The sequence below is a fragment of the Pontibacter sp. LHS2 genome, from assembly GCF_058932845.1.
This window is the reverse complement of record NZ_JBZYWG010000002.1, coordinates 1,062,606-1,088,159: the sequence shown is the minus strand read 5'-3', so window position 1 is coordinate 1,088,159 and position 25,554 is coordinate 1,062,606. Positions and strand designations below refer to the sequence as shown.

The following is a 25,554-nucleotide window of genomic DNA, read 5'->3' as shown; positions in this document are numbered from 1 at the left end:
TAAGCATGAACCGGAAAACCAAACGATTCGGTATTGGCTTTATTCTGGTGATCGGGCTGGCAGCCGCCTGGCTGCACATGGCCGACAAAAACTATGTGTACAAAGCGCTCTACCACAACTTTGCCGATATTGATGATCATCTGATTTTTCATCAGCGCAAAATAGAGGCCGCAGATGAGCCACAGCCCTGGCCGCTTGCAGTTAAATACAACCAGCTTACCCTGCCGCAGGAGTTACGGCAACTGCATAATCAGTTGGAGTCAGTGGCTTTTGTGGTGGTGCACCGGGACTCATTGCTGTATGAGCAATACTGGGAGGGCTATTCCAAAGAGTCGCTGAGCAATTCGTTTTCGGTTGCCAAAAGCATAGTGAGTATTCTGGTAGGCGTTGCGCTGCAGGAAGGAAAAATCCAAAGCTTAGACCAGCCGGTAGGGGATTTTCTGCCAGAATTCAGGGAAAGAGACAAGGCGAAGATCACGCTCCAGCACTTGCTTTGGATGAGCTCTGGCCTGAACTGGGACGAATCCTACGGTAACCCCTTCTCCATTACAACAGAAGCCTACTACGGCTCGGATCTCAGGAAAGTAATCAGAAGACTGGAAGCGGTGGAAGAGCCGGGGCAGGCATTTTCCTACAAAAGCGGTGACACCCAAATCCTGGGCTTTGTGTTGGAGGCAGCCACTGGGCAGAACCTGGCAGACTACGCTGAGGAAAAACTTTGGCGTCCGCTTGGGGCTGAGCGCAAGGCGGAATGGAGTATTGATCACCCATTGGGGAACGAGAAAGCTTACTGCTGCTTCTTTTCCAATGCTCGTGATTTTGCACGCATCGGACAACTATACCTTCAGAAAGGGAGCTGGCAAGGCAACACGCTGGTGTCGCCTGAGTATGTGCAGGCTTCGCTCACTCCTAGCGGTCTGACTGATTCAAACACCGGAAAACGGACAGACCACTATGGCTACCAGTGGTGGCTATTGCCGGATTACAAAGGCCAGTCTATCTTTTATGCGCGCGGCATTCTGGGGCAGTACATTATCGTTATACCTGAGAAAGAACTCGTGATCGTGCGGCTTGGCAAGAAGCGTGGTGAGCGCATCAACCATCACCCGGAAGAGGTCATGGCGATGATTGATGCCGTGAATAAGCTGGTGCCTTAGGTATAAAATTCTCTTCTGAATTAATGGCGAACAGCCTGTGCTACCTGATCGTAATGGAATCCTGCCACCCGGGCGGATTTTAGCTTTTGGCCTACCGGCTGCGTATAAGTGAGGAATTATACCTAATTTGCCAGAACATCATACATTCTAGTGCTTATGTTGCAGTCCATGACAGGCTATGGCAGTGCCCGCCTCGATACTGACCAGTATTCTATTAACGTCGAAATCAGATCACTCAATTCTAAAGGCATGGACCTTACTGTCCGTTTGCCGCGCTTTCTATCAGAGCGTGAATACGAGATACGTACGATGCTCACCAAGGCGCTTGTGCGAGGTAAGGTAAGCATCTGTGTTGATTATACCAGAAACAAAGCGCAGCGAGCCAAGAGCAATATCAACAAAGACCTGCTGAAAGCTTATTACGAAGAACTGAATGCAGCTGCTGATATGGTGGGCGGTTCTAAAAACGACCTTTTCCGACTAGCCCTGCACATGCCTGATGTGTTGCAGCAAGACCAGGGGGAAGATGAGGAAGGCGAAGCTGATTGGGATACAGTACAACCACTCGTACAGCAGGCGCTCGAAAGCATCAACTCATTCCGGGCTGACGAAGGCAAGGCACTTACTGCTGAGATCATGTCCTACATCGACCGCATCCGGATACTATTGGCTGAGGTTGAGAAACAGGATCCGGTACGTATGGAGCACATCCGCAACCGCATCAAGAACCACATCACTGAAATATCGACTTCTGACCACTACGACCAGAATCGCTATGAGCAGGAGATGATCTACTACATGGAGAAGCTTGACATTGCAGAAGAGAAAGTGCGCCTGATCAATCACTTGCACTACTTCACGGAAACGGTATACCTGCCGGAGCCAACAGGCAAGAAGCTTGGTTTCATTTCGCAGGAAATCGGTCGCGAGATCAATACGATTGGCTCAAAAGCGAATGATGCGGCCATACAGCACCATGTGGTTGAAATGAAGGAAGAGCTTGAGAAGATCAAAGAGCAGATCAACAATATCTTGTAAAAGTCTAGACCAAAGCAATCATAAAAAAAGCAGCTGCCTATCCGGGTAGCTGCTTTTTTTATGATTGCTTTGGAGTGTTTCTTTTAATTGAGAACTAGTGTTTAAACACCCGTCTGATTATAGATATCACTCCAAACTTTTTTAATTTTTTTTAAATTTTTTTGTGGTTCAGATACGACACTTTTTTGCAACCTAGTTTCATAAGTATCCTTAAATTCTTATATAAATTATATTTAATGTTTGTTATTTCTGAAACTTTTTAAAAGCATGAATTATGTTGTTAAAACGCTGATTTACAGCTTATTTGATAGGTTGTTTAGCATATTGTTTTCATCTATATTTCGCCATGTTTAACTATAAAAGTATATTTTAATGAAAACAACACGTTTACTTTCGCTCATGGCCCTGGCGGTCATGTTTGGCTTTTCCTCTTGCCAGAAAGAAGAGGCAGAAGTAACAGCCAACGAGATTTCACCCCTCACCATGGCTAAAATCTCAGAGATGGGTTTCAACACGGAAAATGTGCAGCGCACTGAGGGTGGCTACATTGTGGAAGGTGACATCTTCTTCTCTGACAGCGACCTGCAGGCCTCTTCTGAAACCACTGCCCTGCGCGTGGGTGAGGAGGAGCAGTACCGCACTAACAACCTGGTAAGCGTAGGTACTAGCCGCACGATCAACGTGGCCATCACCACCAGCCTGCCTTCTTCTTATGTAACGGCACTGGACGAGGCTATCCGTCGTTTCAACGCGGAGAACCTGCGCCTGAAGTTCCGTCGTGTGTCTTCGGGCTACAACATCCTGCTGTCGAAAGCGCCAAGCGGCTCGACTTACCTGGCCTCGGCCGGTTTCCCTTCTGGTGGCAACCCTTATAACTCCGTTAAGGTGAACTCAGACTATCTGGGCTCTAACCCGGGTACCAATTACCTGGCTACGATCCTGGCGCACGAGATCGGTCACACCATCGGCTTCCGCCATACCGACTACATGAACAGAGCCTATAGCTGCGGTGGTTCGTACTACAACGAGGGTGCCAGTACAGTGGGTGCCGTGCATATCCCGGGCACGCCGACTGGCGCCGATCCGAACTCCTGGATGCTGGCCTGTATCGGTACTGGCGTGAACCGCTACTTCAACGCTAACGACAGAACAGCCCTAAGATACCTGTACCAGTAGTCCAGCTCTTAATGCTACAAAAGGCACAGTCCCTCAACAGGGACTGTGCCTTTTTCTTTGGCCTTAGTCAATTGCTTAAGTAAGGTATAGGTATAGGTATAGGTATAGGTATAGGTATAGGTATAGGTATAGGTATGCTGAGTAAGTGAGGCGCTATCCAACTGGTAGGTATACCTGCAGCTGGGAGCTATACCTACTAGCTGCAGGTCTATTGCAGTATCACTTTGCTCGACAGGGTTGCGCCTTTTTCATTGGTTAGACGGAGTATGTAGAGCCCGGGCGGGAGGCCTTTGGTTTGGAGCTCCTTCAGCATACCGGTTTCCTGCGATTCCCGCACCAGCCTCCCCAAGCGGTCGAATACCTGCACCCGCACAGTTTCGCTTTCTACGGCCACAAACACTGTCTCGCCTGGTGCAGCCGGGTTGGGGTATACCTGTACAAAGTGCCGCGGGGTGTGGATGACTGTCTCTTCCTGACTGTAAATTGCCTTACCATCGATCGTGATCGCACTTGCGCGGTACACATTCCGGCCTGGCACCGGGGCTTCGTCGATGAGCTGGTATTTCAGGCTGGATGAGGGAGTTCCGGCATGTACTGTTTTGAAGTCGTCTTTCTCTAAGCGCTCCAGACGTAGGTATGCTAACTGATGCGTAGTACTCAGGCTCAAGGTAAAACGTGCTATATCAGGGGTTACCAATTGGCGGGGCTGGAAGCTGCTAATGTAGCAGGGCGATGCATCGGTCTGGGCTGTTATGCTTCGACCGTAAGCGGCCTGTGAGCCCTGAATAAGCGGTGCTACTGCCAGGTAACTGCCCTGCAGGTCGCTTCTGTCTATAATAGCAAGTGTGTCGGAAGTCCTCAGGAGAGGCTCCAGGTGCGTGGCACCTAGTTGGAATAGCTGATACTCTTGGGCATTAGGTTGTCGGGACCAATGCAGCATTACTTGCTCCTCGCAGTTGAAGCCGATCCGCAGATCAGCAGGGCGGGCCAGGATAAATTCTTCTGTTTGCAGGGTTATACCTTCACGGACTAACCGTAGTTGAGCTCGCGCTGCAGTATCAGGAGTTTGCCAGGTATAGCTGCCCTCACGGAGGTTCAAACCTTGTGCAATGGTATGCCAGGCAGCCGTGCCATGCAGGCGATACTGCAGCGTCGCTGTACCTGCCATTGTGCCCGCCTGCCAGGCAAGTCGGTTAGGCTGGCCAGCTGCCAAGGTAGAAGCGACTACTGGGTATAGCCATTCCATGCCCTGCTCCAATTCATAGACTAAACTGAACTGCTGTGGTCCCTGGGGCACATGATAGCCGGTCACTTGAAAAGTATACGTGCCGGCTGCTGGTACTTCAATGGTGATTTGTTCTACATTGTTCAGGCGGTCAATCCGGCGGCGGGCTGGTCGTTGCAGGGAGTCGGGGTGCGGGTAAGTACTCAGCACCCAAGGCCGCCAGGTCTTCCCGGAACTTGTGTGACGCAATACCAGATCCAGGTCGTTGATAAGCGCTTGCTCGGCATTGGGCTCCGCTTCCGGGTCATGCCATACCAAAGTGGCTTTTAGTCGCTGCACGCCTGCGGGTACTTTCAACTGAAAGGTGCGGGATTGGCCAGTCGTTACCGCATCGAGCTTGAAGTGCTGCGCCTGAATAGACCGGAGGGCACCAAGGGCGTCAGCATTGCCAAACCCGGAAACAAAATCAGGACCTGGGCTGCCTACTTCATCTGCGCTATTGATCAAAGCTGCTTTCACCAGAGAGGCTGGAGGCAGGCTGCCGTGCTTCCTCTGATAGGACTGTTGTACCAGTAAAGCTATACCTGACACCACTGCTGCGGCCTGTGAGGTGCCCCCTGCCCCATGTGCCACCAATTCAGGCTTGATACGGCCATCATACGCCGGCCCTCTGGAGCTAAGCACTCCGACCTGGCCATCCGGGTCCAGCGCTCCTACGCTCAGCGTGTTTTTAGAAGTCTTAAACTGCCCGGTCAGGTTGGCTATACCTGGCAAGTCAGCATAGGTGCCATTTGTCACAGCTTTATCGCCGCTGTTGCCGGAAGAGAATACATGAAGCAGCTCAGGATGCTGGTGGCTCTGTAGGTCATAGGCCTGTGCTTCCAAGCCATAATAGTTCTCGACACCTACACCGTAAGAGTGATTCTGCACACTTATGCCCTGGCTTTGCAGCGTATCAATTTTATCAGGAAACAATTCCTCGAAACTGGCGTGCGCAATGAAGGTATGCTGCGTGACACCTCTGCCATTCGGGCCTGTATTGCCGGCTCCCGCTATCAGAGTAGCCATGGTGGTGGCATGCGGACTGCGGTTGCCCGCCATGGATTGCGGATTGATTACGCGGCCCAGCAAGTCAATATCATCAGGGTCAAAGGCGTATTCTTTTACAGATACTGCCATACCTTGACCGGTCAGCTCCGGAAATTCGGCTTGGGCAGCATAAATGTTGTTTACCACAAAATCTGCATCGCGCAGCTCCAGTTCTTCCACGGCCTGGCGGTTGGGCTTGTCGATATACAGCACTTCTGGGGAGGCAGCCAACTGAAGTAGCTGGCTTGCTTTAATGCCAGTCACCAGCAGGGTATTAGGCTGATCACCCGTGTCTGATACCGTTGCGTCCAGTTGCTGCTGACCAAACCAGGTATAAAAGCCCTGTTTGTCTGCTACTTTGATGCGGTATGAGGCAACTGGAAGATCTCTTGCGACCTCTTGCAGAGGAGGTGCGAGTTTGCGGACTACCTGCTTTGGAAGCGGTAACGCTGTTTGCTGTGCCTGGAGTTGGAGGGGAAGCCAAACCATTAGGCATAGCACAGGCACCCATAGTGTTTGTTTAAGTTTGTAGCGTGGTGGCATAGAGCAGACGTCAGAGTAAAGCTCAGTTTCTATCCGGACAGAATAGGACTAAAGCTAAGCAATCGCCAGCATATAGACAATAGCCAATAAAGCATGATTTGCTGAGAATCAATACAATACTCCAAAAAGATTGCTCGAACAGGGAGGATGTTTAGCGTGAACTACTGTTTGTAGACCCACTTAAAGAGGAGGATGCCAAGGATACAGCCGATTGTGTTGCTCATGACATCTACAATGTCACCTTGGCGGCCAGGTACCAGGAAGTGCTGCAGCAGCTCGATTGCAATGCCAAACATAGAGCTCACAAAAAAAGCCGTGCGGATGGCATAGTGCTGCACGCGCGGAAAGGTATATTGCTTTTTCAGGCCCACCACCATCAGGTAAGTGAGCACGGCAAACATGAATGCGTGCGCAAAAGAATCAAAAGAAAAGATCTCCCAAAGGGAGAGGGCAGGCATAGAAGAGGAGGGCAGCAGCGTCAAAACCATGATCACTGCTGCCCAAATTATGGTAAAGAAATTATACCTTAGGATCAAACCTGCTTCTATACTTTCAAAATTACTGACCGATTACTTCGCGGTAGCCTTCTACTGTCAACAGGCCTTCCACTTCGCTTGTGTCGTCTATCGACATTTTAATGATCCAGCCGTCGCCGTAAGGATCAGAGTTTACCAGCTCAGGGCTACCGTCCAGCTTGTCGTTGAACTCCAGCACAGTGCCGCTCAGTGGGCTGAACAGATCAGATACTGTCTTTACTGCCTCTACTGTACCGAACACGTCGTTCTGGCCGATCTGCTTGTCCACTGTGTCGATGTCCACGTAAACGATGTCGCCCAGCTCGCTCTGTGCGAAATCAGTGATGCCTACATAAGCTACGTCGCCTTCTATGCGTACCCACTCGTGGTCTTTGGTATACTTTAGGTTGTCAGGTAAATTCATTTTTATCGCTTTGGGTTAATGATGTCCAAAAATACGCTCTTTTTTGCAATGCCAAAAATTATTGCAGACTAACACGTAGCTGTACTCCACCTTCCGACACACTGTTACGGAACGAGGTGGAAATTTTAGGGTCGGACACGGTGCGCAGCAGGTAGAACTGAATGTTCACGCGCTGGCTCAGTACATAATCCACAGTTGGCCGCAGCTGCACCTGGCGTGTACCATTCGTGATCTGGTTCTGGCTGATCTCGTTGCCTTGCTCGTCTTGTGTAATGGCCCGCTGCACGGTCTGGTTGTCCCGCACCGACATATCCATACGCATGGTCAGCTCGTTCTCCAGCGTGCGTCGTTCACCGCCAATCCGGAAAGGTATACGGAAGTTGGTGGTGCTGTACCCGAAGCCGAAGGTATAATCCTTAACGTTGGTTTCAGTTACCTGGGCATTTGTCAGGTTAAGTGACAGGTTGCGTTCCAGCCTATACCCGATGCGACCCGTCAGGTTGGTATTCGTTCGGAAATTCACGCCTAGCAATTCCAGTCGCTCCTGTACCGTGAGCTGGTTCACGATATAGTACGGGATCAGCTGCCCAAACTCGTTGGTACGGGTCGGATAGTCGCCTGGGCTATTATCGTAAGCCAATGAGGTGGTGAAGCTGGTTACGTTATAGGTCGAGTTGTAGGAGTGCGTCAGGTTCACCTGGCTAAACCAGCGTTTGAAGAACGCGAGCTGCGACAGACCATTGTAATCAATACGCCAGTTAGGTATAGGCATCCGCTTGACTGGGTTCCCGCCTTTCGCCTGGAATCCATCGGCGTCACGTCCCTGATAAGCATATAGGAAAGATTGCAGGAGCACATCCTGTGAGTTCAAGGTATAGCCTGAGTCACCGGCTGCCGCATTGGCATTGGTGAGGCGCTCCCGTATCTCGTAGCGGTTGCGGATAAAGTTGTCGAAAGCAGCAGAGGTTCCTCCCGCAGTAGACTCGAACATGGTGCCCAGTGCAAAGAATGAGGTACTGAATGAGCCTGTGTTGATCGGGTTCTGACGTTCGTTCACAGTGCCAATGTTACCGAAGTCATCAAACTGCTTGCGGTAAAACACCTCCTGTATCTCCGATATGTTGCGACGAGCATCCAGCTGCAGGTTAAAGTTACGGAAAGGCTCCATGTTGGCTCTGGCCGTGAATGTCTCCGTTTTGATACCGCTGAAAGGCGTGTTCAGGTACTGGCTGCTGTCGGTGTACCAACCATTCGTAAAGGCGCGGTTGTAGAGCGCATCCAGGTCATACTGGCGGCCAAGTATAAACGGTAGACCCGGAGCATCGAAACCATCATCAAAACCTAACATTTGAGTGCGCGGCAGGTAGCCTGGCATCATAGTGCCCTGGTTTTGCAGGTAGGTGAAGTTTACCGAGCGGGTCATCATCAGGAAGCGAGCCAGTCCCTTGGCAAATTTCATCTCAGATTGTTTCTTCACAGCCGTATCGCCTGGCGCAGGTACAGGTGGTCTGCCTTGCTGCGGTGTTGGGCTGTTTACGTCTTTCAGGAACTTCACCTTGTTGTACAGCTTCACCATATCGAAGCGACCATTTACGCTGAACTCGGCATTGTTCTCGGCCGTGTTACCCAAGCGGAAAGGAGCGTCCTGGTTTAATGCCGTGGAGCCTGCCGTCCAGATATACGTAACGGCATAGCGGGTTTCAGCACCCAGCCAGTCAGTGAGTGGGAATTTCTCGAACGGCACTTTGTAGTTGGCGGCAACCAGCTGATTGAAGTTCGTGTTACGGCCAAAGTTGCGCAGGTTCTCCCAAATCACTTTGTTCTTATAGCGCAGCGAGTCCACATCGCGGTTAATGCGGTAATCCGGTTCGTCTACCACAGCGCGGTTAGTAGCCGTGTAGTCCAGCGACAGACTCTTGCTGATGTCCCACTTCAGGTCGTAGATGCGGTTAAAGAAGAAGTACTTCTGGAACACCGGCTCTATACCTCTGGAAGTGATCAGGCCCGAACCTGGATCGCGGCGCTGCAGAAACGTTTCGTTATACCTGCGGTCAAGGTCGGCACGGAAGGCAAAGCGACTTGGCAGTGGCGTAAAGTTCAGGTCTTTGATCAGGCGCATGTACGGGGACTTGAGTCGCTCGCTTTTGGCAAACAGCTCGTAATTGCGCGGTGTATTGCTATAGGTATAAGCCACCGCCCCGGTATAGGTGCGGGTAAAGTCACGGTCTGTCTCGATGTTGGTGAATAGGCGTTCGGCATAAGAGTACGAGAAGGACAGGTTTTCCACATCATACGGGCGCACCTTGGCCTCCGGATTCGTCCGTTCTTTGCGCACATTGAGCAAGCTCACACTTTTTCGGGTTTCCCGGGTGCTCACCTCACGCCTGTATTCCCGCTGCGATGCGTCAGTCTCATACCTGGTCAGGGATTGCTCCAGCGGTACGTCCTTGTCGAGCGGGTCAAACTGTGGGGCACTGTTCATGGTGCCGTACTGCACCGACACCGGCACCTTGATACCTAACTTTTCAGGCAGGAATTTATCGGCTACGATGTTGGCGCTGACATCGAAAATGGCTGTGTTTTCGCGGGCACGTTGGGCGATCTTCTGCTGCAGTGATCCAAAACCGATAGTGGTATAACTACCGGTTGCTGTGATGTTTGCAAAGTCGGCCAGTTTGGTATTGAGTCGGGCGTTAGCGGCCCAACCCGAGTTATTGCGGAAGTCAGTTACACGCAACTCATCCACCCAAATACAAACCGAGTGCGGTCGGGCGTCTTCACCTGGCACAGTAGGGTTACGCAGACCGATCATAACGCTTTGCACTTCGCTGAAATCCGGGTTACCCACCACACGGATCATCTTACCGCCCTCGAGCATCACCTCCCAAGGCCGGCGGTTGTCCCAGCCTCCGGCGACCCTGTTACGGTCTACTTTGGCGTTCACAAAATCCTCTATGGCAACGTCAATTTCGTTTTCGGCAAGCCAGATGCCTTCGCGGCTGGTGATACCCAGCGGCGTAAGCTTAAGCGGCACCACGTATTCGTAGTAGTTCTGTGTATAATCCGTGCCGATCCGGATGAAAGCCTGCACATCGTTATCGCGGGTATTCGGGTCGCGGGTCTGAGCATGCAGGAATAACTTCAGGCGCTTGTAGATCAGCATGTCAATCGACAGGTTCTTATACACAGCCTTGGAGAAAGAGTCTTTCAGGTCCTCGACGCACAATTGCAGCGATTGCTCATTCTGGCGGCGGTTGTTGGTGGCGGCATAGTCGCGCAGCCGCTCTATACCTGGCGGCATCACATAAGGGATAATCGTTTCGTCGCCGCCCTGCTCACCATTCTCTTCCACGTTTACCGTCGATACAGTAAAGGAGCGGGCATCATCTGTACAGTTCAGGCAAGGGTTGCCGTCCGTGATCGGTTGCAGGAAAGTACGCCACTGGTTGGCTACAAACTGGAACTGCACAAAGCGAAGCACCACCGGGTCGGCAAACTCGGTCATGTACATACGCATGAAGCGGATCGACTTAAAGCCGCTGATATTACCCACATTGCCCGTTGGCTGACGCACCGGCACACGGAACTGGTACCAGGTAACATTATCACCAGTTGTAGGCTCTACGATCTTATCTACGATATAATTTTGGCCTACATTCATTTCTCCTGGCTGTAGCTTGATCTTATACTCGTAGTACTGCTCCAGGTCACTGATCACGTTATCGCGGTTCAGGTCTTCCTTGTCCGGGAAGGCATAGTTGGAGAAGCGGCTTTGCTCCGGCGAGTTGCCTTCCATGCCATTGAAGCGCTTGTAACGCTCCAGGATACCGGCGTTTTGCTGGTCGTAGGTAGCGTCGAGGTGATGCAGGAAGTTATCGGCTGACGGGTCGGCAAGAACAGTCTGAGGTGCTCCGCCAGGTATACGGCCCAGGAAAGAATCGCGGAAGAACTCCTGCTCACCGGCATCGCCCAAACCATCCAGACCTATATCCTGGAAGGAGCGTGCACCCGGCACAGCTGAGAAGGCGTCCGTAAGGAACTGTTGCGTCGTGACACGGCCCCATGCAGTCCGCTGCAGGTTTTGGTTGTCGGTAGCGGAGGTTGGCAGACCGTTCTCAAATGAATAGCGGTTGTCTTTCAGGATGTCCTCCGACACATTGCCCAGGTTAAGAACCAGTTCACCCCCTTCATTATTTACGATTGGGTTGCCGTTTGCGTCTTTCCGTCCGTTTGGTCCTGTCAGGAAGGGATCCATCAGCCAGAACTCCACATATTCTACGTTGGCATTATCAAAGTCAGTGTCGAAGGTGATCTCCCGGCTGATACCACCCCAATTCTTGCGTGGGTCGCCTGTGAGCCTGCCCCGTGCGTCCAGGTTTGGATTATAGTTGTACTGGCCACGCTCCTGTGGATAATAGGCCATGTCGAAGGTGTACTCGTAGGCATTGGCGATCTCACGGTCACGACCAGGGAACACTTCATACCTGGGAACGGCGCGCACATAATGGTTTCGTAGCTCTTCGTCGTTGATATTGCTCGGACGAAGACCCTCGCTATCGCGGTAGAAGATCTGGTCGATGGTATACCAGGCCACACGGGCACGGTTGTAAGCGTAATTCAGTCCCTCCCCCTGTACTAATGGGGCAGGAGTGGCTGCAAGTCGCCAGGTCGTATTGTTAAAGCCACCCAGGCTAAATGGCGTTTCAGCACCTTCAAAGTCATCCAGGTATGAAGTGCCGTCCTCGTTCACCGGCGACTTGGATGCAGCTGGCACCAGGTGCGCAAACTCACCGCTGAATGTTACGCTTGATGGCACTTTAGTCTGGATAAACGGAATCATGTCCGTCATCTTCGTCAGGAAGCGTGACTCCCGGTTGAAGTTCACATCCAGACCATAGATCGTGTTGTTGGTTGGCTCGTCGCCGATGCTCACGCGGTTGATGTAAGGCCGTTCGTTCAGGTGTAGCACCGTGCCGCCCAGGTTCAGGTCATTGTTCACCCGGTAGTCGAAGCGGGCACCCAGCAAGGTGCGAGGCTGTATATTCAGGAGTTCAGCCTTCTCGTACGTCACGCGCAGGTCGCTGGCCGAAGCGATGTAGCTTGGGTTCAGGATCTTGATACGGCCCAGGTCATAGAACACCTGGTAGTCGGTTCCTTCTTCGAGGCGTGTGCCGCCTGAGTAAACTGCTACTGATCCCTCTGCAATTCGGAAGCCAGGCAGCATGATTTCGTCAGTAGAACTAGCCTGTAAGCGGCCTTTGAGGAAGAACTTTGCCTTCAGCGTATTCTGCTGGGCGTCCGTCTGGGTCTGTTCGTAAAGCTCCTGGAATACATAGCGTTCAATCAAATCCTGCCGTCCTTCAAACTGACTGGCCAGGTATGAGCCAAAGGGCTCTACTACCGGGAAGATGATGCGCCCTGTTTCCGGGTCAATGGTTATACCTTCCAGAAAGTCAAAGTTGCCGTCACGTGGTTTGTCGTTGTTCGTGTTGACATTGTCCAAGTTGAGCACTTCGATCAGGGGAACGTTCTGAATCGGGCTCGGCTCTTTCAAGCTGGTGATGTCGACACCCGTTTCATCGTCTTTGTAAACGATCTGCATCTGGAAGTTCTGTCGGTTCACCTGCGTTGCATCCAAACTATAGACGTTCTTCATCATCAGGTCCCAAGTGGGATATTCCAGTGCCGGATTGGTTGCCTTCAGCAACTTCATATGGATGATCTGGTCGTCTCGCAGGTTCTGGTAGTCCTCCATCAACTCACCTACCTTGTAAGTCTGGCCGTTGTAGGTATACTCAAAAGCAACGCCCAGCACCTGGTCAGGGAGTAGGGCAGTGGTAAGGGAGATATAACCCAACTGTGGGTTGAACTTGTACTCACGCGGGTCCAGACGACGGGCACGAACGTGTTCAAAGTCGATGGCTTTCTGCAGACCCAGGCTTCGCAGGGTAGCGTCCACCTGGTCATTGTTACGGGCACCCGGATTACTGGAAATCTGGCTATACAATGTATTGGCATTGTTAGCGGCTGGTGCCAGCGCATTACGCTCAAACTGGTTTCTGAAAGGATCGGCCTCACCCAAGTCCATGTAGGCAACCATGTTGCGCAGGTTCTCGGTGCTGCGGTTGTTATTGGTTACATAAAGCTCGAGTCGGCGGATCACAATGCCTGAGTTCACCAATGGCAGGTTTTGCAGGGTGCGGTCGTAGCGATTACGGAAGAACTGTGACAGGAAGAAGTGCCTATCACGGTCATAATTGTCGACCCGGATCTCGAAAGGCTTGTTCTGGGCACCGTTCTGGATTACTACTTCATCGTTACGGCCCCGCACATTGGCGGCAATAGTGGTGACACCTAACCGGCCAAACTGCAGCTGCGTCTTTATACCAAACAGGTTTTGGGCGCCTGTGATCAAAGAGTTGTTGAGCGGCAGGCTTACGTTACCAGCCTCTACCTTGCGGATGATCTCCTCTTCAAAACCGGTATAGTCCAGCTTCATGTTGTTCTCAAACTCGAAGTTGGCGTTGTTGTCCCAGTTAAAGTTGAGGCGCATTTTCTCTCCGATCTTACCTACCAGGTTAAGTGAGATGTTCTGATCGAAGTCGAAGTCGCCGGTACGCTGCTGGCGTAGGGGGATGGAAGGGTTCTCGTTTCGGTTGAAGCGGGCCCCGAATTTCAGGTTGACGTTACCGTTTGGCTGAATGTCCACAAAGTTGCCTCCGAACACACGGTCAAATACCGGGCTGATATAGATTTTGGGTACCAGACGGCGACCACTTACGACACTCTCACCATCCAGACCGGCCGATTTGCTACGCCAGTAATCACGTATGGCTTGCTGGCGCTGATAACGCGAGTACTCTTCCCATGACATGGTAGAGGGTAGCCGGTAGTCCAGCTCACCCATGCGCTCGTTTATGTTATACTGCTGCAGACTGTCGTCCAGCTGTATCTCCAGCTCAATATTGGATGGCTGACCGAGTAATAGGGGAGAGGAGCTTGGGCGAGTACCGAATGGGCTTCCGAGACGGTCGCTTGGGGTAAAAGTCGGGCGGCGGCTCGGGATGTAAGGTTGAAGTCGGGCAGAGTCCTGCGGAATGGTATCCTGCTGGAAGAAATCTGAAAAAATGAGCGTGCTATACCTGTTGTGAGAGCGCAATGCTGCGGCCTGCGACCACCATGCCAGCATAGTGATAGCAGCAACCGTTGCAAACAGCAGGCTGTTTTTTTTACTTTTCCAGATCAAGTTGGGCTCTACCGATTAAGAAGACTTTAAGGCAAATTTTATTAGTTCCTCTACGCTCAGGCTTCTGTCTTCACGCTTGATAATTGCATCGAGCGTTTTCTCTGCCACGTTTTTGGCAAAGCCTAGTGTAACTAAAGCTGATAACGCTTCTGCACGTGACGTATTGTGTGCAGAAACAGGAACTGCTGTGCTACCAGCCAGCATGGTTTCTTTCTTTATTTTATCTTTTAATTCCAATATGATGCGCTGCGCGGTTTTCGCCCCGATTCCCTTCACATGCTGGATCGTGCGCACGTCTTCCCGCACAATGGCCTGCTGCACTTCGTCCACCGTAAGCGACGACAGTATCATCAAGCCCGTGTTGGGTCCCACACCCGAAATCGAGATCAGGTGCAGGAAAGTCTCCTTCTCGGCAGCCGTTGTGAAGCCATACAAGGTATGGGCATCTTCTTTGATGTGCAGGTAGGTATGTAGCTTACAACGCTCTCCCTCGGGCAACGACGAGTATGTGGTGAGAGAGATCTTGATCTGATAACCTATGCCATTGACATCGACAATGACATAGGTCGGATCTTTCACGGCAAGCTTACCGTCAATGTATGCGATCATCTATATATGTTTATTATTATAGTTTTGAGCATCTACGACAGCAATGGCCACCATGTTAACGATTTCACGGATGGAGCTACCCAACTGCAGAATATGCACTGGCTTGCGCATACCCATCAGTACAGGGCCAATTGCCTCAGCACCACCTATTTCCTGTAGTAGTTTGTAGGCAATGTTACCTGACGTAAGTGTCGGGAAAATAAGTGTATTGGCTCCTTTTTCTGCTAATTCGCTAAAAGGATAATGCTCTTTCAGCAGGTGACGGTTCATGGCTGTGTTCGCCTGCATCTCGCCATCTATCATCAGGTCTGGGTAGCGCTGCTTCGCTTTGCGCACTGCCTCAGCTCCTTTGTTCGGTATATCGCCCTGCACCGAACCGAAGTTAGAGTACGACAACACCGCCATGCGTGGCTCTGTGTCGAAGAAACGAACAGCACGGGCAGTCAGGCCAATGATATCAACCAGTTCATCAGCGGTCGGATTTACGTTCACGGTGGTATCAGCGAAGAAGTATGGCTCCTTCTTGCTTAGGATGATGTACATACCTGCCACTTTGTTAATACCGTCTTCTACCCCGATGATCTGCAGCGAAGGCAGGATTGTCTTGGAGTAGTCACGCGTGAGGCCTGATATAAGCGCATCCGCTTCGCCTGTTTCGAGCATCATGGCGCCGAAGTAGTTACGGTCGCGCATCTGGCGGCGGCTGTCAAACAGGGTAAGGCCTTTGCGCTGGCGCTTCTTATAAAGGAGCTGCGCAAACTCTTCGCGTTTGTCTTCTTCTTCGTATGGGTCGATGATCACACAGTCATGCAGGTCCAGGTTGGTTTCCTCTATGATAGCGGCGATGCGGGCTCTGTTACCCAGTAAGATCGGGTTTGCGATGCGTTGCTCTTTTACGATCTGAGCAGCCTTCAGAATCTTGTAATGGTCTGCTTCTGCAAATACCACTGTTTTCGGATTCTTCTTGGCCTGGTTGGTAATGCGGGTCATCAGCTTCTGGTCGATGCCGATGCGCTCCTGTAACTCTTGCTCGTAAGCTTCCCAATTCGTGATCGGGTATTTGGCTACACCGCTCTCCATGGCAGCCTTCGCCACCGCTGGCGATACCGTAGTGATCAGGCGTGGATCAAGCGGCTTTGGTATAAGGTAGGTACGACCAAAAGAGATCGTGTTATCCCCGTAAGCTTTATGTACCAATTCTGGAACAGGCTCTTTTGCAAGATCAGCCAGTGAGCGCACAGCGGCCAGTTTCATGGCTTCGTTGATCTCAGTAGCACGCACGTCCAGTGCACCTCTGAAAATGTATGGGAAACCCAGTACGTTGTTTACCTGGTTAGGATGGTCTGAACGGCCAGTTGCCATGATCAAATCCTCACGTGTTTCCATCGCCACGGCATAAGGAATCTCCGGGTCCGGGTTGGCCAGTGCGAATATGATCGGGTCTTTCGCCATCAGCTTCACCAATTCAGGGGCAAGTACGTTACCAGCCGACAGACCGATAAATACATCTGCACCTTCCATCGCCTCAGCCAGCGTGTTGATCTTGCGCAGCGTAACAAACTGGGCACGATAAATATCCAGATCGTCTCGCTCCGGACGGATGATGCCATCCTTGTCGAACATCACGATGTTATCGAGCTTGGCACCCAGCGCCACATATAGCTTTGCGCATGCAATGGCGGCGGCGCCTGCCCCATTCATTACGATTTGAATTTCATCTATTTGCTTACCGGCCAGTTCCAGTGCATTAAGCAGTGCTGCAGCCGAAATAATGGCTGTGCCGTGCTGGTCGTCGTGCATGAGCGGAATGTTCATCTGCTCTTTCAAAGCGTTCTCTATCTTGAAGCTCTCAGGGGCTTTGATATCCTCCAGGTTGATGCCGCCAAACGTTGGCTCCAACGACTTTACGATGCGGATAAACTCCTCTGGGTCGGTGCAGTCGATTTCAATATCGAACACATCTATACCTGCGAATTTTTTGAAAAGTACGCCCTTTCCTTCCATTACTGGTTTAGAGGCGTCAGGACCGATGTTACCCAGGCCCAGTACTGCAGTACCGTTAGAGATTACTCCTACGAGATTCCCTTTTGCGGTGTATTTATAAACATTCTCTTTGTCAGCGGCTATTTCTTTGCAGGGCTCAGCTACTCCAGGAGAGTAAGCCAGAGCCAGGTCATGCTGAGTGCTCAGCATTTTGGTCGGCACTACTTCTATTTTGCCGGGTTGCCCCTGCATGTGATAGTTCAGCGCGTCCTCTTTGTTTACTTTGATCATGGTATGCGTTATTGTGTTGTCTCGTGTTAAGTGTTCCCTTGCGCTGTGCAGCTCTTGCGCATAGCAGAAGCCCAAAGCCAATTTGATAAGATTTTATGGTTTATCAAAGCCGTAATCGACAAAGATACGTCCTGAAAAATCTTCATCTAGCAGAATATTGTGTTTTTTATCAGGTAGCTAGGAATCAGGAACTGGCTACTGTGGTTTTTTGCAATAAATTGATAATTCAGGTATGTCTGTAAACGAAGAAACACCCTTCGGTCGGAAGAGTGTTTCGTTCATTTTTACACCAGTCAGCTTATCCAAGAATAAGTTGCTGACCTGGTTTGATTGCGCTGTTTTTGAGTTTATTCAGTTTCTTGATCTGCTCGACCGTCACCCCTTCGTGACGTTGGGAGATGGTCCACAGCGTGTCGCCAGGCTGTACATGGTAAACGCGCTCTGGAAGGGCTTTGCTTTGGACTGGCTTTGCTTTTGCCGCCGTGCTAACTACTTTGTTTGTGCTGCTTCCGGCAGATGCCAGCAAAACAGGAGCTGCTTCCGGTGCAGGATGCCATACCAATAGTTTGTCCTGCACTCTGATGGATGTGCCATCCAGTTTGTTCCACTCCTTCAGGTCTTCTAGCGTGACGCCATACTTGCGGGCAATTGCATACAGGTTGTCACCACGCTGTACCACATAGGTAGCTTGCACCAAGCTATCTTTAGAAACTTCCTGGGTGGTAGCAGAGGCCAGCATAACTGGTGACTCAGCCGGTGACGCTATGTGTTTAGCTGGTGGAGGCGTTGGGGCAGAAGCCAGTAAAATGCAGCTTTGTTCAGCAGCCAATAATTTAGAGGCCTGTGCAGGAATACGCAGTTTATAATTGCGCATAGTGGCAGGAAGTTGGGTCTGTTTTAGCTCCGGATTTAGAGCTAGCAAGGCCATTTTGTCTACATGTAGTTCTACTGCCAGCTTTTCTAAGTCCAACGCCTGGTTCACTTCCAGGTGGGTATAGTCGGCGGCATACAGGATCGAGTCAGAGAAGATGTTGTGCTCTGGCGCATATTTCATGGCATAAATCACAGCAGTCATAGAGGGTACATAGCTGCGGGTTTCCTTCGGCAGGTATGGGAAGATCTCCCAGAATGTCTTTTTGCCACCACCGGCTCTTCTGATCGCTTTGTTCACATTGCCTGGGCCGCAGTTGTAAGCAGCCATAGCCAGTTCCCAGTCGCCATAAGTGCGGTGTAGTCTACTCAGGAAACGCATCGCTGCATCCGTGGATTTCTCCACATCCATGCGCTCGTCAATGTACTGGTCCTGGTCCAGGCCATATTCTTTCCCGGTAGATTTGATGAACTGCCAGGGGCCAACCGCGCCAGCCCATGAGGCGGCTTTCGGGTTCAGGCCAGACTCTACAATAGAAAGGTATTTGATGTCCTGCGGCATGTTGTACTTCTTCAGGTACTTCTCGTAGATCGGGAAATACACATTCTCGCGGGAGATCATAGTGCGCGTATACTTTCTGTTTCGAACAGTGAAGTAGTCGATGTGGTTGCGCACAAATTTGTTGAATACCAAAGGAATGTCAGCCTCTATACAGCTTAGCCTGTCCTGAATCACCTCGTCGGGCTCATAAGGGATATACTCCACCAGCAGGGCCATTTCCTCGTCAGAGAGGACTGTGGCATCTGGCTTCGGTTTCTTAAGTGAATCCTCTAGTATGTGCCTTTCGAACCTGAAACTGTAGCTGGAGGCTTGGGCATGGAATGCCCCTATACTTCCAACCAGTGCTGCAAGTACTGTAAAGAGTCTAAACTGCATCATTATAATTTATGCTTCAACGGTTAGCTTGTCCAGTATGTAATTCGAGAAAGCAAGCAGTTGCGGCTCCTCGAATGAGCGGGTCATTAATTGCAACCCGATGGAAAGGCCTTTCGCATCACGTCCTACCGGGATAGAAATGGCAGGAACACCAGCAAGCGAGGCCTGAACCGTAAAGATGTCGGCCAGGTACATGGCCAACGGGTTTGCCGTATTCTCCTCTAGCCTGAAGGCGGTAGTAGGAGCGGTAGGCAATATAAGAAAATCATAATTTTGCAGCAACTCGTCCGTCTTCTCTTTTATGAGACGACGCACGCGCTGTGCTTTGGTGTAGTAGGCGTCGTAGTAATCGGCGCTCAGCACAAAAGTACCCAGCATGATACGACGCTGCACCTCCGGACCAAAGCCCTCAGAGCGTGTTTTTTTGTATAGGGAGGTAAGGTCGGTTGCGTTTTCGCTACGGTAGCCATACTTCACGCCATCAAAGCGGCCCAGGTTAGAGCTGGCTTCCGCTGTGGTGAGGATGTAATAAGTGGGGACCATGAAATCCAGGTATGGGAATTCCACGGCTTCTACCTGATGTCCAGCGTCTTTGAGCATATCTTTCACGCCCAGGATGCTTTCTTTCACCTCTGCGTCCAGACCTTCGCTCTCGAAGCAGTCACGGATATAACCAATTTTGTATTGCTTGTCTGACTCCAGCAACTGGCTGTAAGCCGGCACTGGGCGGTGGCTCACGGTACTGTCATATTCGTCGCTACCTGCCATTACTTCCAGCAGCAATGCCGCATCTTCCACGCTTTTCGAAATGATACCGATCTGGTCGAAAGAAGAGGCATAGGCAATGAGGCCATAGCGGGAGATGCGCGAATAAGTAGGCTTCAGGCCTACCACACCACAGAAAGAAGCAGGCTGGCGAACTGAGCCACCCGTGTCAGAACCGATCGAAGCCAGGCAAAGGTCTGCCTGCACAGCTACAGCCGAACCACCAGATGAGCCACCCGGTACGCGGGTTGTATCGTCTGCGTTGAGGGCAGGTCCGAAGGAAGAGTTCTCGTTAGATGCACCCATTGCAAACTCGTCACAGTTCTGGCGACCGATGATGATAGCGTCTTCAGCAAGCAGGCGCTGCACTGCCGTAGCAGTGTAGAGTGATTTGAAGCCGTCAAGAATCTGGCTGGATGCCTGCAGCGAGTGGCCTTCGTAAGCCAGTACGTCCTTAAGGCCGATCACCATACCTGCTAGTTTGCCGGCATGGCCTGAAGCGAGTTTCTTGTCTACGGCATCAGCCTGGGCAAATGCTTCCTCCTCGAATATCTCCAGGAAGGCGTTTAGCTCAGGCTTCTGCTTTATGTTATGAAGGTAGTGCTCTACCAGCTGTCTGCACGAAAGTTGCCCGTTGGCAATATCGCTGCGAATGTCACGGAGTGAATGGTATGGTTTCAAACTATTCAGGCTTTTTTATGTCCTTGATGGAGCGTTCCAGCTCGTTCTGGATTTCGTTTTTGGCATCGTTAAAGCTACGGAGACCGCGACCGGCAGAACGTGCCATGCCTGGAAGTTTATCGGCGCCAAAAAGCAGGAGTACTGCGGTTAGTACAACAAGAATTTCTCCTCCTCCCAGGTCTGCCAGGAAGAGGAGAATTGCACTAAGTATCATAAAGCGGTATGCCGGAAATTACTTTACAGGAGTATCCTTTGTTGACTTTTCCAGATCGTCTTTGATCTCGTTGGTGGCATCTTTGAATTCGCGGATACCACGGCCCAGACCTCTTGCAAGCTCTGGAATGCGCTTTGCTCCAAAAAGAAGCAGAATCACCACAAGGATCAGGATTAGCGAGCCGCCCCCAATGTTCTGGATAAATGCTAGTGTGTTGGTAAGTACCATGTTCTTAAAATTTTAAGATGAATTGCTGCAAAAATAAAGCTTATATTTTAATAAAACCCACATTTGGAGACATTAGTTTACCAGTAGGCCAATATCTTGAAAAGTCATATTGGAGATGGGGGAAATGCGGCTACGGAATAGAGTCTCTGTAACCAACGCAAGTCAGTTGCAACTTCACTTGCCGGTAGGCGTATAGAAGAGCAAATAAATTTAAGATTCCACTACAAAGGCTACATTCCTAAGCCAATTTGCCTGTGCTCTTTCCCAAAATGAAAAAAAACATTCCGGGAGAGGGAAAAATGAATGCATTGGTCAGATAAATTATGGCTGATAATCAGCTAGTTGATGTTGCTGGCATTTTTGGCAAGCTACTTGTAATATGCCATGTACAACAGTATTACACAAAGCCGCCTAACCGAGGTGGAAATCAAGGAAGCAATTTAAGAAGAAAATAAATATTAAGTTTTTTTAATCTTCTGTTTGCAAGTGTAATGAAAACGTTGTAAATTAATCCTAGAAATTTAACACCATACTCTCTGCTTGAGAGAAAGTGTATAAATATAATTTTAAGTTTGTTTTCATAGCTTGGAAAGGCACCCTGCTTTGTAGGGTGTTTTTTCTTTTATAGGATTTTTAGAAAGCAGGCTTCAAATGGAATGAAAGCAGAAAAGCGCAGCGGGTATCCTGATAGGTAGCCCCGCTGCGCTTTTTTTATACAAGGTATAACAAAGGGTTTACTTTGGTCTGATCCAGCTTTCAGGGTTTAGGTTGGTGTTGTTTTTCCAAAGCTGGAACTGAAGTTCTGTTGTGCCGTTTGCGTCAGTATACACGGTGCCTATTACATCTTTTTGCTTCACGTCCTGGCCCTCTTTAACACTGACTGTACGCAGCTTTGCATAAACTACGAAGTACTCACCGTGCTGCACCATCACAATGTTATTCATACCAGGCACGCTGGCCACCGTTAATACCTTGCCTTCAAAAATAGCTCGCGCAGGTTCTCCCTGACTGGTCTGAATGTCGATGCCATTGTTTTGAGTAACTACCCCCTTCAGCACCGGGTGATTGTGACGGCCGAATTTCTGTGAGATAAAGCCACGGTCCACTGGCCAGGCGAGACGTCCCTTATTGCCAGCGAACGATGATGAGATAAGTGCAGCTTCCGGTGTAAGAGTGATCTTGCTTGCGCTTCCGCTGGTAGCACGTCCTTCTTCGCGAGCGGCTCGGGCGGCTCGGGCCATTTCTTCCTTTACAATATCGGCAATCAGATTGTCCAGCTTTTTGATGGACTGCTGGCGCTGTGCTACCTCTTTCTTAAGTTGCTCCTCCTGTTTGCTGAGCTTTTGGATCATGCCATCCTGCTGCGTGCGCAGTGTCAGGAGGTTTTTATTCTCTACCATCTGCTTGCTGAGCAGGCTGCGTTTCTCTTCGCGCTGCGACTCCAGTGTACGGAGTTGGCCAGTAAGGGCTAGCTGTACTTTATTAATCTGCTCCACCTGTTTTTTGCGGGCTTCGGAGTATTGCTGCAAATAACGCAGACGGCGTACCATCTGGTTGAAAGAATCAGCTGCAAACACAAACATGAGCTTATTGTAGCTATTGGCGGTTTTGGATGCAGCGTATACCATGGTGGCGTACTCTGCTTTCAGGCTCTCCAGGTCGGCCTGTAGTTCACCTACTATACCTTCCGTCTCCTTCATACCTGATTCCAGTAGCTGTATTTCGCGTGAAATGGTGTTGATAACGCCTTTCTGTACCGAAATTTTTTCCTGAATGGCGTTGAGCTGGCCAATAGAGGCTTCCTTCTGCACCTTGGTCTGCTGCAGAATGCGGTTAGCTTCTTTAATACGGTTTAGGTTTTCCTTTTTCTCTTTCTCGAGCTGCGCCTTTGACTTTTGTTTTTGGGCTTGGGTAACCAGCGGCAACAGCAGGATGATCAAGAAAAAGGCTGATTTGTAAAGGGCCTTCATCAGAAATAGGGGTATACTACACTTAGCTTACAAATATGGCAAAACTAAATGGCAGGAACCAGAACCCCGAAGATTTTATTCGGCTAAAGACGCTTATAACCAGTAGGAACGCTGAAAGGAAACTCCAGCACCTCGTCAGAAACGGAAACTTTGCTGTGGCTCATGTTGAAGTCAGATATCTGTCCTGACTGCAGTACCTGGGCCAGCATGTTGTGTGCGAAAGGAACTTTGCCCAGTGGCTGAAAGCCCTCGTACTGTACCACAATACTGTTGCCGGAGAGCTGGTCTTTCACGTTGAGCTGCTGCAGCTTCATGTTTTCAGAGCTGATGAAATAATCGAAGAGCAGGTTCTGACGCAATTGCTGCACATGCTGCATCTGTCCTTGATTGGTGGATTTTTCGGATCCGTTTGCCTGGTAGTTTCCCAGCAGAATGGCCTGTACCACCTGAAAATCGAGCGCTACGTTAAAACGCTTGCTTAGGAAGGCATAATCAGTGGCAGCATACTCTCGCTGGATGCGGTTCACCATGTATACCGAGTCAGGCGTGAGTTTAATACGGGCAGCTTCTATACCTAGCCCTGGCAGCACCGATATCCAGATCACGCTATCCTTTTGCATACGCAGGGCATAGCCTGATGAAGTGCTTTGGCCTTTGTCGTCAAACTTAAGCTGGCCACGGGCATTCAGGTAAGTGAATTCCAGATTTTGGACAGTAACGTTTCCAACTGTTTCGGTGGTGGCAGTGGCGCTAGACGGGATTGTTTCTTTTTTGCAGGCGGAAAACAGGAGTATGCCCAGCAGGCATAGCAGAAGCTGTTTATTCATAGAGTCTTTTTTCTTTTATCTTTCTGTCAAGGAAAGCGGAAGCCTCCCCTTTAAGCTTAGCTTTTTCCCACTGTCTTACTGCCTCGTCGCGTTTGCCCATTTTGAACAGCACGTCGCCGTAATGCTCCACAATGGTAGCGTCTTCAGAAACAGCAATAGCCTGCTCGAGGTATTTTAGTGCGCCTTCGTAATCTTCCATTTTGTACAGTACCCAAGCGTAAGTGTCCAGGTAAGTCGGATTGGCAGGATGTTTTTCTATCAGTCGGCCCGCCATGGTTTTGGCTTTAGGAAGCTGCTCACCACGAAGTGATAAGAAGTAGCTGTAGTTGTTGAGCACATGCTCATTGTCGGGATCCTGAGAGAGCACGGCTTCATAGGCCTCATCTGACTTTTTATACTCCTTCATGGAGTTGTACGCATCCCCCAGCTGTGCATTGAACTGCATTACCAGTTCAGGTTCACTTGCTGAGAGTCGCTTGCCATGCTCCAGTGACTTAGCAGCCCGATCAAAGTTTTTCTCAATCAGGTGGCCCGTACCGTTATAGAACCAGAAAACAGCCTGGTTGGGAAATAACTCCAGCGCCTGCTCCGAGTGCTTTACCAATTCTCCGGACTCGCCTAATTCAGCATCCAATAGCACAATCTGCTGCCAGATCTTGAAGTGGGAGTCATCCAGTTTGACGGCTTTGATATAGTTGACACGAGCTTTGTCCTTTTTGCCGGTGATCGTTTGCAGGTCTCCTGCTACGGCATAGGCTTTAGCCTCCTCGGGATGAGACGCTATGGTGAGGTCTGCCAGCTCCAGGGCTATACCTTCCACCGCAGGGTTAGGCAGCTGTCTGATAAAATCTACCAGGATGCGCACTTTCGTGTCGATATCCAGGTCAGTACTGGCAAAAGCGATCTTTACCTGCTTTTCAGATTCCTGCAGGTTGCCTTTTTGGCGGTACAGGTCTGAGAGCATGAGGTGCGCAAACGGGTTATTGGGCTCGATGCGAAGGGCACGATTCAATGTCTCGATTGCGATATCTGGCTTCTGGCTGGCATTGTAGAGCTCAGCCTGAGCAAGTAGGTAGCGGATCTCAGACGGGTTAGACGCGATAAGCTTTTCTCCTTCTGCAATGGCTTTCCCAATGTTCTTCTGGCGCAGGTATATCTGCTGGCGGTTCATGGAAAGCTGCTCCAGCGCACCGTACTTTTTCTCGATGCGATCATAAGTCTTGAGCGCGTCATCATACTTGGACTGTGCCAGGTATAGCTCGGCCAAACTAAACAGGTGTTGGTCCTGGTCAGGTATATTTCGCATCAGGTCATTATAAGCCTGAGCGGCCTCAGTATACTGCTTCTGGTCGGTATGCAGCTGCGCAAGCAGCAGGTAGTAATAGGGGTTTTGGTTATCGCTGGCGATAGCGGCTTGCGCAAATGTAAGGCCCACTTTGGGGTTATCCATCAGCATATACGTCTCGGCCAGTTTGTAATTAAGCGCCGCGTTATTGGGTGTAACGGCATACGCTTTCTGGAACTGGCTAAGTGCCTGCTTGTAATCCTCCAGCATGAAGTATTTCATGCCCTCCAGAAACAATGCCTCACTCAGCAGCTTTTCCTGTTCGCTGGGTTCGGGCTGCGGCGCAGGTAGGGCTACCTGTGCCGCTTCGCTCTTCTCCCTGGCCTTCTTTTTTTTCTTAGACTGGGCCTGGCTTTCGCCGGTCGCGACCAGTGCAAGGCAGCAAGTAGCGAGCACAATGTTTCTGAATCGGGTCATAAAA

Annotated in this window: 17 protein-coding genes; 3 read left to right on the top strand and 14 right to left on the bottom strand. The window is 50.5% G+C overall.

Features of this window, described 5'->3' with window-relative positions; all coding sequences use genetic code 11:
• The first annotated feature begins 5 nt into the window (after window positions 1-5).
• The 3 genes from AC5FX6_RS13245 to AC5FX6_RS13235 all read left to right on the top strand — a co-directional run bounded on the left by AC5FX6_RS13245 (window position 6) and on the right by AC5FX6_RS13235 (window position 3,371).
• Window positions 6-1,157: a serine hydrolase domain-containing protein gene (locus AC5FX6_RS13245; RefSeq protein WP_493597524.1), complete on the top strand. Its 1,152-nt coding sequence runs from the start codon at window positions 6-8 to the stop codon at window positions 1,155-1,157.
• A gap of 156 nt (window positions 1,158-1,313) precedes the next feature.
• Window positions 1,314-2,195: a YicC/YloC family endoribonuclease gene (locus AC5FX6_RS13240; RefSeq protein ID WP_493597523.1), complete on the top strand. Its 882-nt coding sequence runs from the start codon at window positions 1,314-1,316 to the stop codon at window positions 2,193-2,195.
• Window positions 2,196-2,567: 372 nt separating this feature from the next.
• Window positions 2,568-3,371: a M57 family metalloprotease gene (locus tag AC5FX6_RS13235; RefSeq protein ID WP_493597522.1), complete on the top strand. Its 804-nt coding sequence runs from the start codon at window positions 2,568-2,570 to the stop codon at window positions 3,369-3,371.
• A gap of 14 nt (window positions 3,372-3,385) precedes the next feature.
• Here the strand turns inward: AC5FX6_RS13235 and AC5FX6_RS13230 are convergent, their stop codons facing one another.
• The 14 genes from AC5FX6_RS13230 to AC5FX6_RS13165 form a co-directional block, all read right to left on the bottom strand.
• Window positions 3,386-3,532 (bottom strand): hypothetical protein, encoded by a 147-nt coding sequence (locus AC5FX6_RS13230; protein WP_493597521.1) that lies wholly within the window; start codon window positions 3,530-3,532, stop codon window positions 3,386-3,388.
• 47 nt (window positions 3,533-3,579) lie between these two features.
• The gene (locus AC5FX6_RS13225) at window positions 3,580-6,174 is read right to left on the bottom strand and encodes a S8 family serine peptidase (protein ID WP_493597520.1); all 2,595 of its coding nucleotides are present in this window, start codon (window positions 6,172-6,174) and stop codon (window positions 3,580-3,582) included.
• A 215-nt stretch (window positions 6,175-6,389) separates the two neighbouring features.
• A complete protein-coding gene (locus AC5FX6_RS13220) occupies window positions 6,390-6,716 on the bottom strand; it encodes a VanZ family protein (protein ID WP_493597519.1) in 327 nt (108 codons plus the stop codon).
• Window positions 6,717-6,786: 70 nt separating this feature from the next.
• Window positions 6,787-7,167 (bottom strand): glycine cleavage system protein GcvH, encoded by a 381-nt coding sequence (gene gcvH, locus AC5FX6_RS13215; protein WP_493597518.1) that lies wholly within the window; start codon window positions 7,165-7,167, stop codon window positions 6,787-6,789.
• A 58-nt stretch (window positions 7,168-7,225) separates the two neighbouring features.
• The gene (sov, locus tag AC5FX6_RS13210) at window positions 7,226-14,356 is read right to left on the bottom strand and encodes a T9SS outer membrane translocon Sov/SprA (protein ID WP_493597517.1); all 7,131 of its coding nucleotides are present in this window, start codon (window positions 14,354-14,356) and stop codon (window positions 7,226-7,228) included.
• A 72-nt stretch (window positions 14,357-14,428) separates the two neighbouring features.
• Window positions 14,429-15,022 (bottom strand): Holliday junction branch migration protein RuvA, encoded by a 594-nt coding sequence (ruvA, locus tag AC5FX6_RS13205; RefSeq protein WP_493597516.1) that lies wholly within the window; start codon window positions 15,020-15,022, stop codon window positions 14,429-14,431.
• On the bottom strand, window positions 15,023-17,296 hold the full coding sequence (locus tag AC5FX6_RS13200) for an NADP-dependent malic enzyme (RefSeq protein WP_493597515.1): 2,274 nt from the start codon (window positions 17,294-17,296) through the stop codon (window positions 15,023-15,025). It abuts the gene before it with no gap.
• 298 nt (window positions 17,297-17,594) lie between these two features.
• Window positions 17,595-19,106 (bottom strand): lytic transglycosylase domain-containing protein, encoded by a 1,512-nt coding sequence (locus AC5FX6_RS13195; RefSeq protein WP_493597514.1) that lies wholly within the window; start codon window positions 19,104-19,106, stop codon window positions 17,595-17,597.
• Between the two features lie 6 nt (window positions 19,107-19,112).
• Complete coding sequence (gene gatA, locus AC5FX6_RS13190) at window positions 19,113-20,549, bottom strand: Asp-tRNA(Asn)/Glu-tRNA(Gln) amidotransferase subunit GatA (protein WP_493597513.1); 1,437 nt, start codon at window positions 20,547-20,549, stop codon at window positions 19,113-19,115.
• 1 nt (window position 20,550) lies between these two features.
• Complete coding sequence (locus AC5FX6_RS13185) at window positions 20,551-20,763, bottom strand: twin-arginine translocase TatA/TatE family subunit (RefSeq protein WP_007654420.1); 213 nt, start codon at window positions 20,761-20,763, stop codon at window positions 20,551-20,553.
• Between the two features lie 18 nt (window positions 20,764-20,781).
• Window positions 20,782-20,991, bottom strand: a complete 210-nt coding sequence (locus AC5FX6_RS13180; RefSeq protein ID WP_101446552.1) for a Sec-independent protein translocase subunit TatA/TatB — start codon at window positions 20,989-20,991, stop codon at window positions 20,782-20,784.
• A 734-nt stretch (window positions 20,992-21,725) separates the two neighbouring features.
• Window positions 21,726-22,961, bottom strand: a complete 1,236-nt coding sequence (locus AC5FX6_RS13175; RefSeq protein WP_493597512.1) for a murein hydrolase activator EnvC family protein — start codon at window positions 22,959-22,961, stop codon at window positions 21,726-21,728.
• A gap of 83 nt (window positions 22,962-23,044) precedes the next feature.
• Window positions 23,045-23,788, bottom strand: coding sequence for a lipoprotein insertase outer membrane protein LolB1 (gene lolB1 / locus AC5FX6_RS13170; protein ID WP_493597511.1), 744 nt, complete (start codon window positions 23,786-23,788; stop codon window positions 23,045-23,047).
• Window positions 23,781-25,550, bottom strand: a complete 1,770-nt coding sequence (locus AC5FX6_RS13165; RefSeq protein WP_493597510.1) for a tetratricopeptide repeat protein — start codon at window positions 25,548-25,550, stop codon at window positions 23,781-23,783. The genes lolB1 and AC5FX6_RS13165 overlap by 8 nt, the downstream gene beginning before the upstream one ends.
• Window positions 25,551-25,554 lie beyond the last annotated feature (4 nt).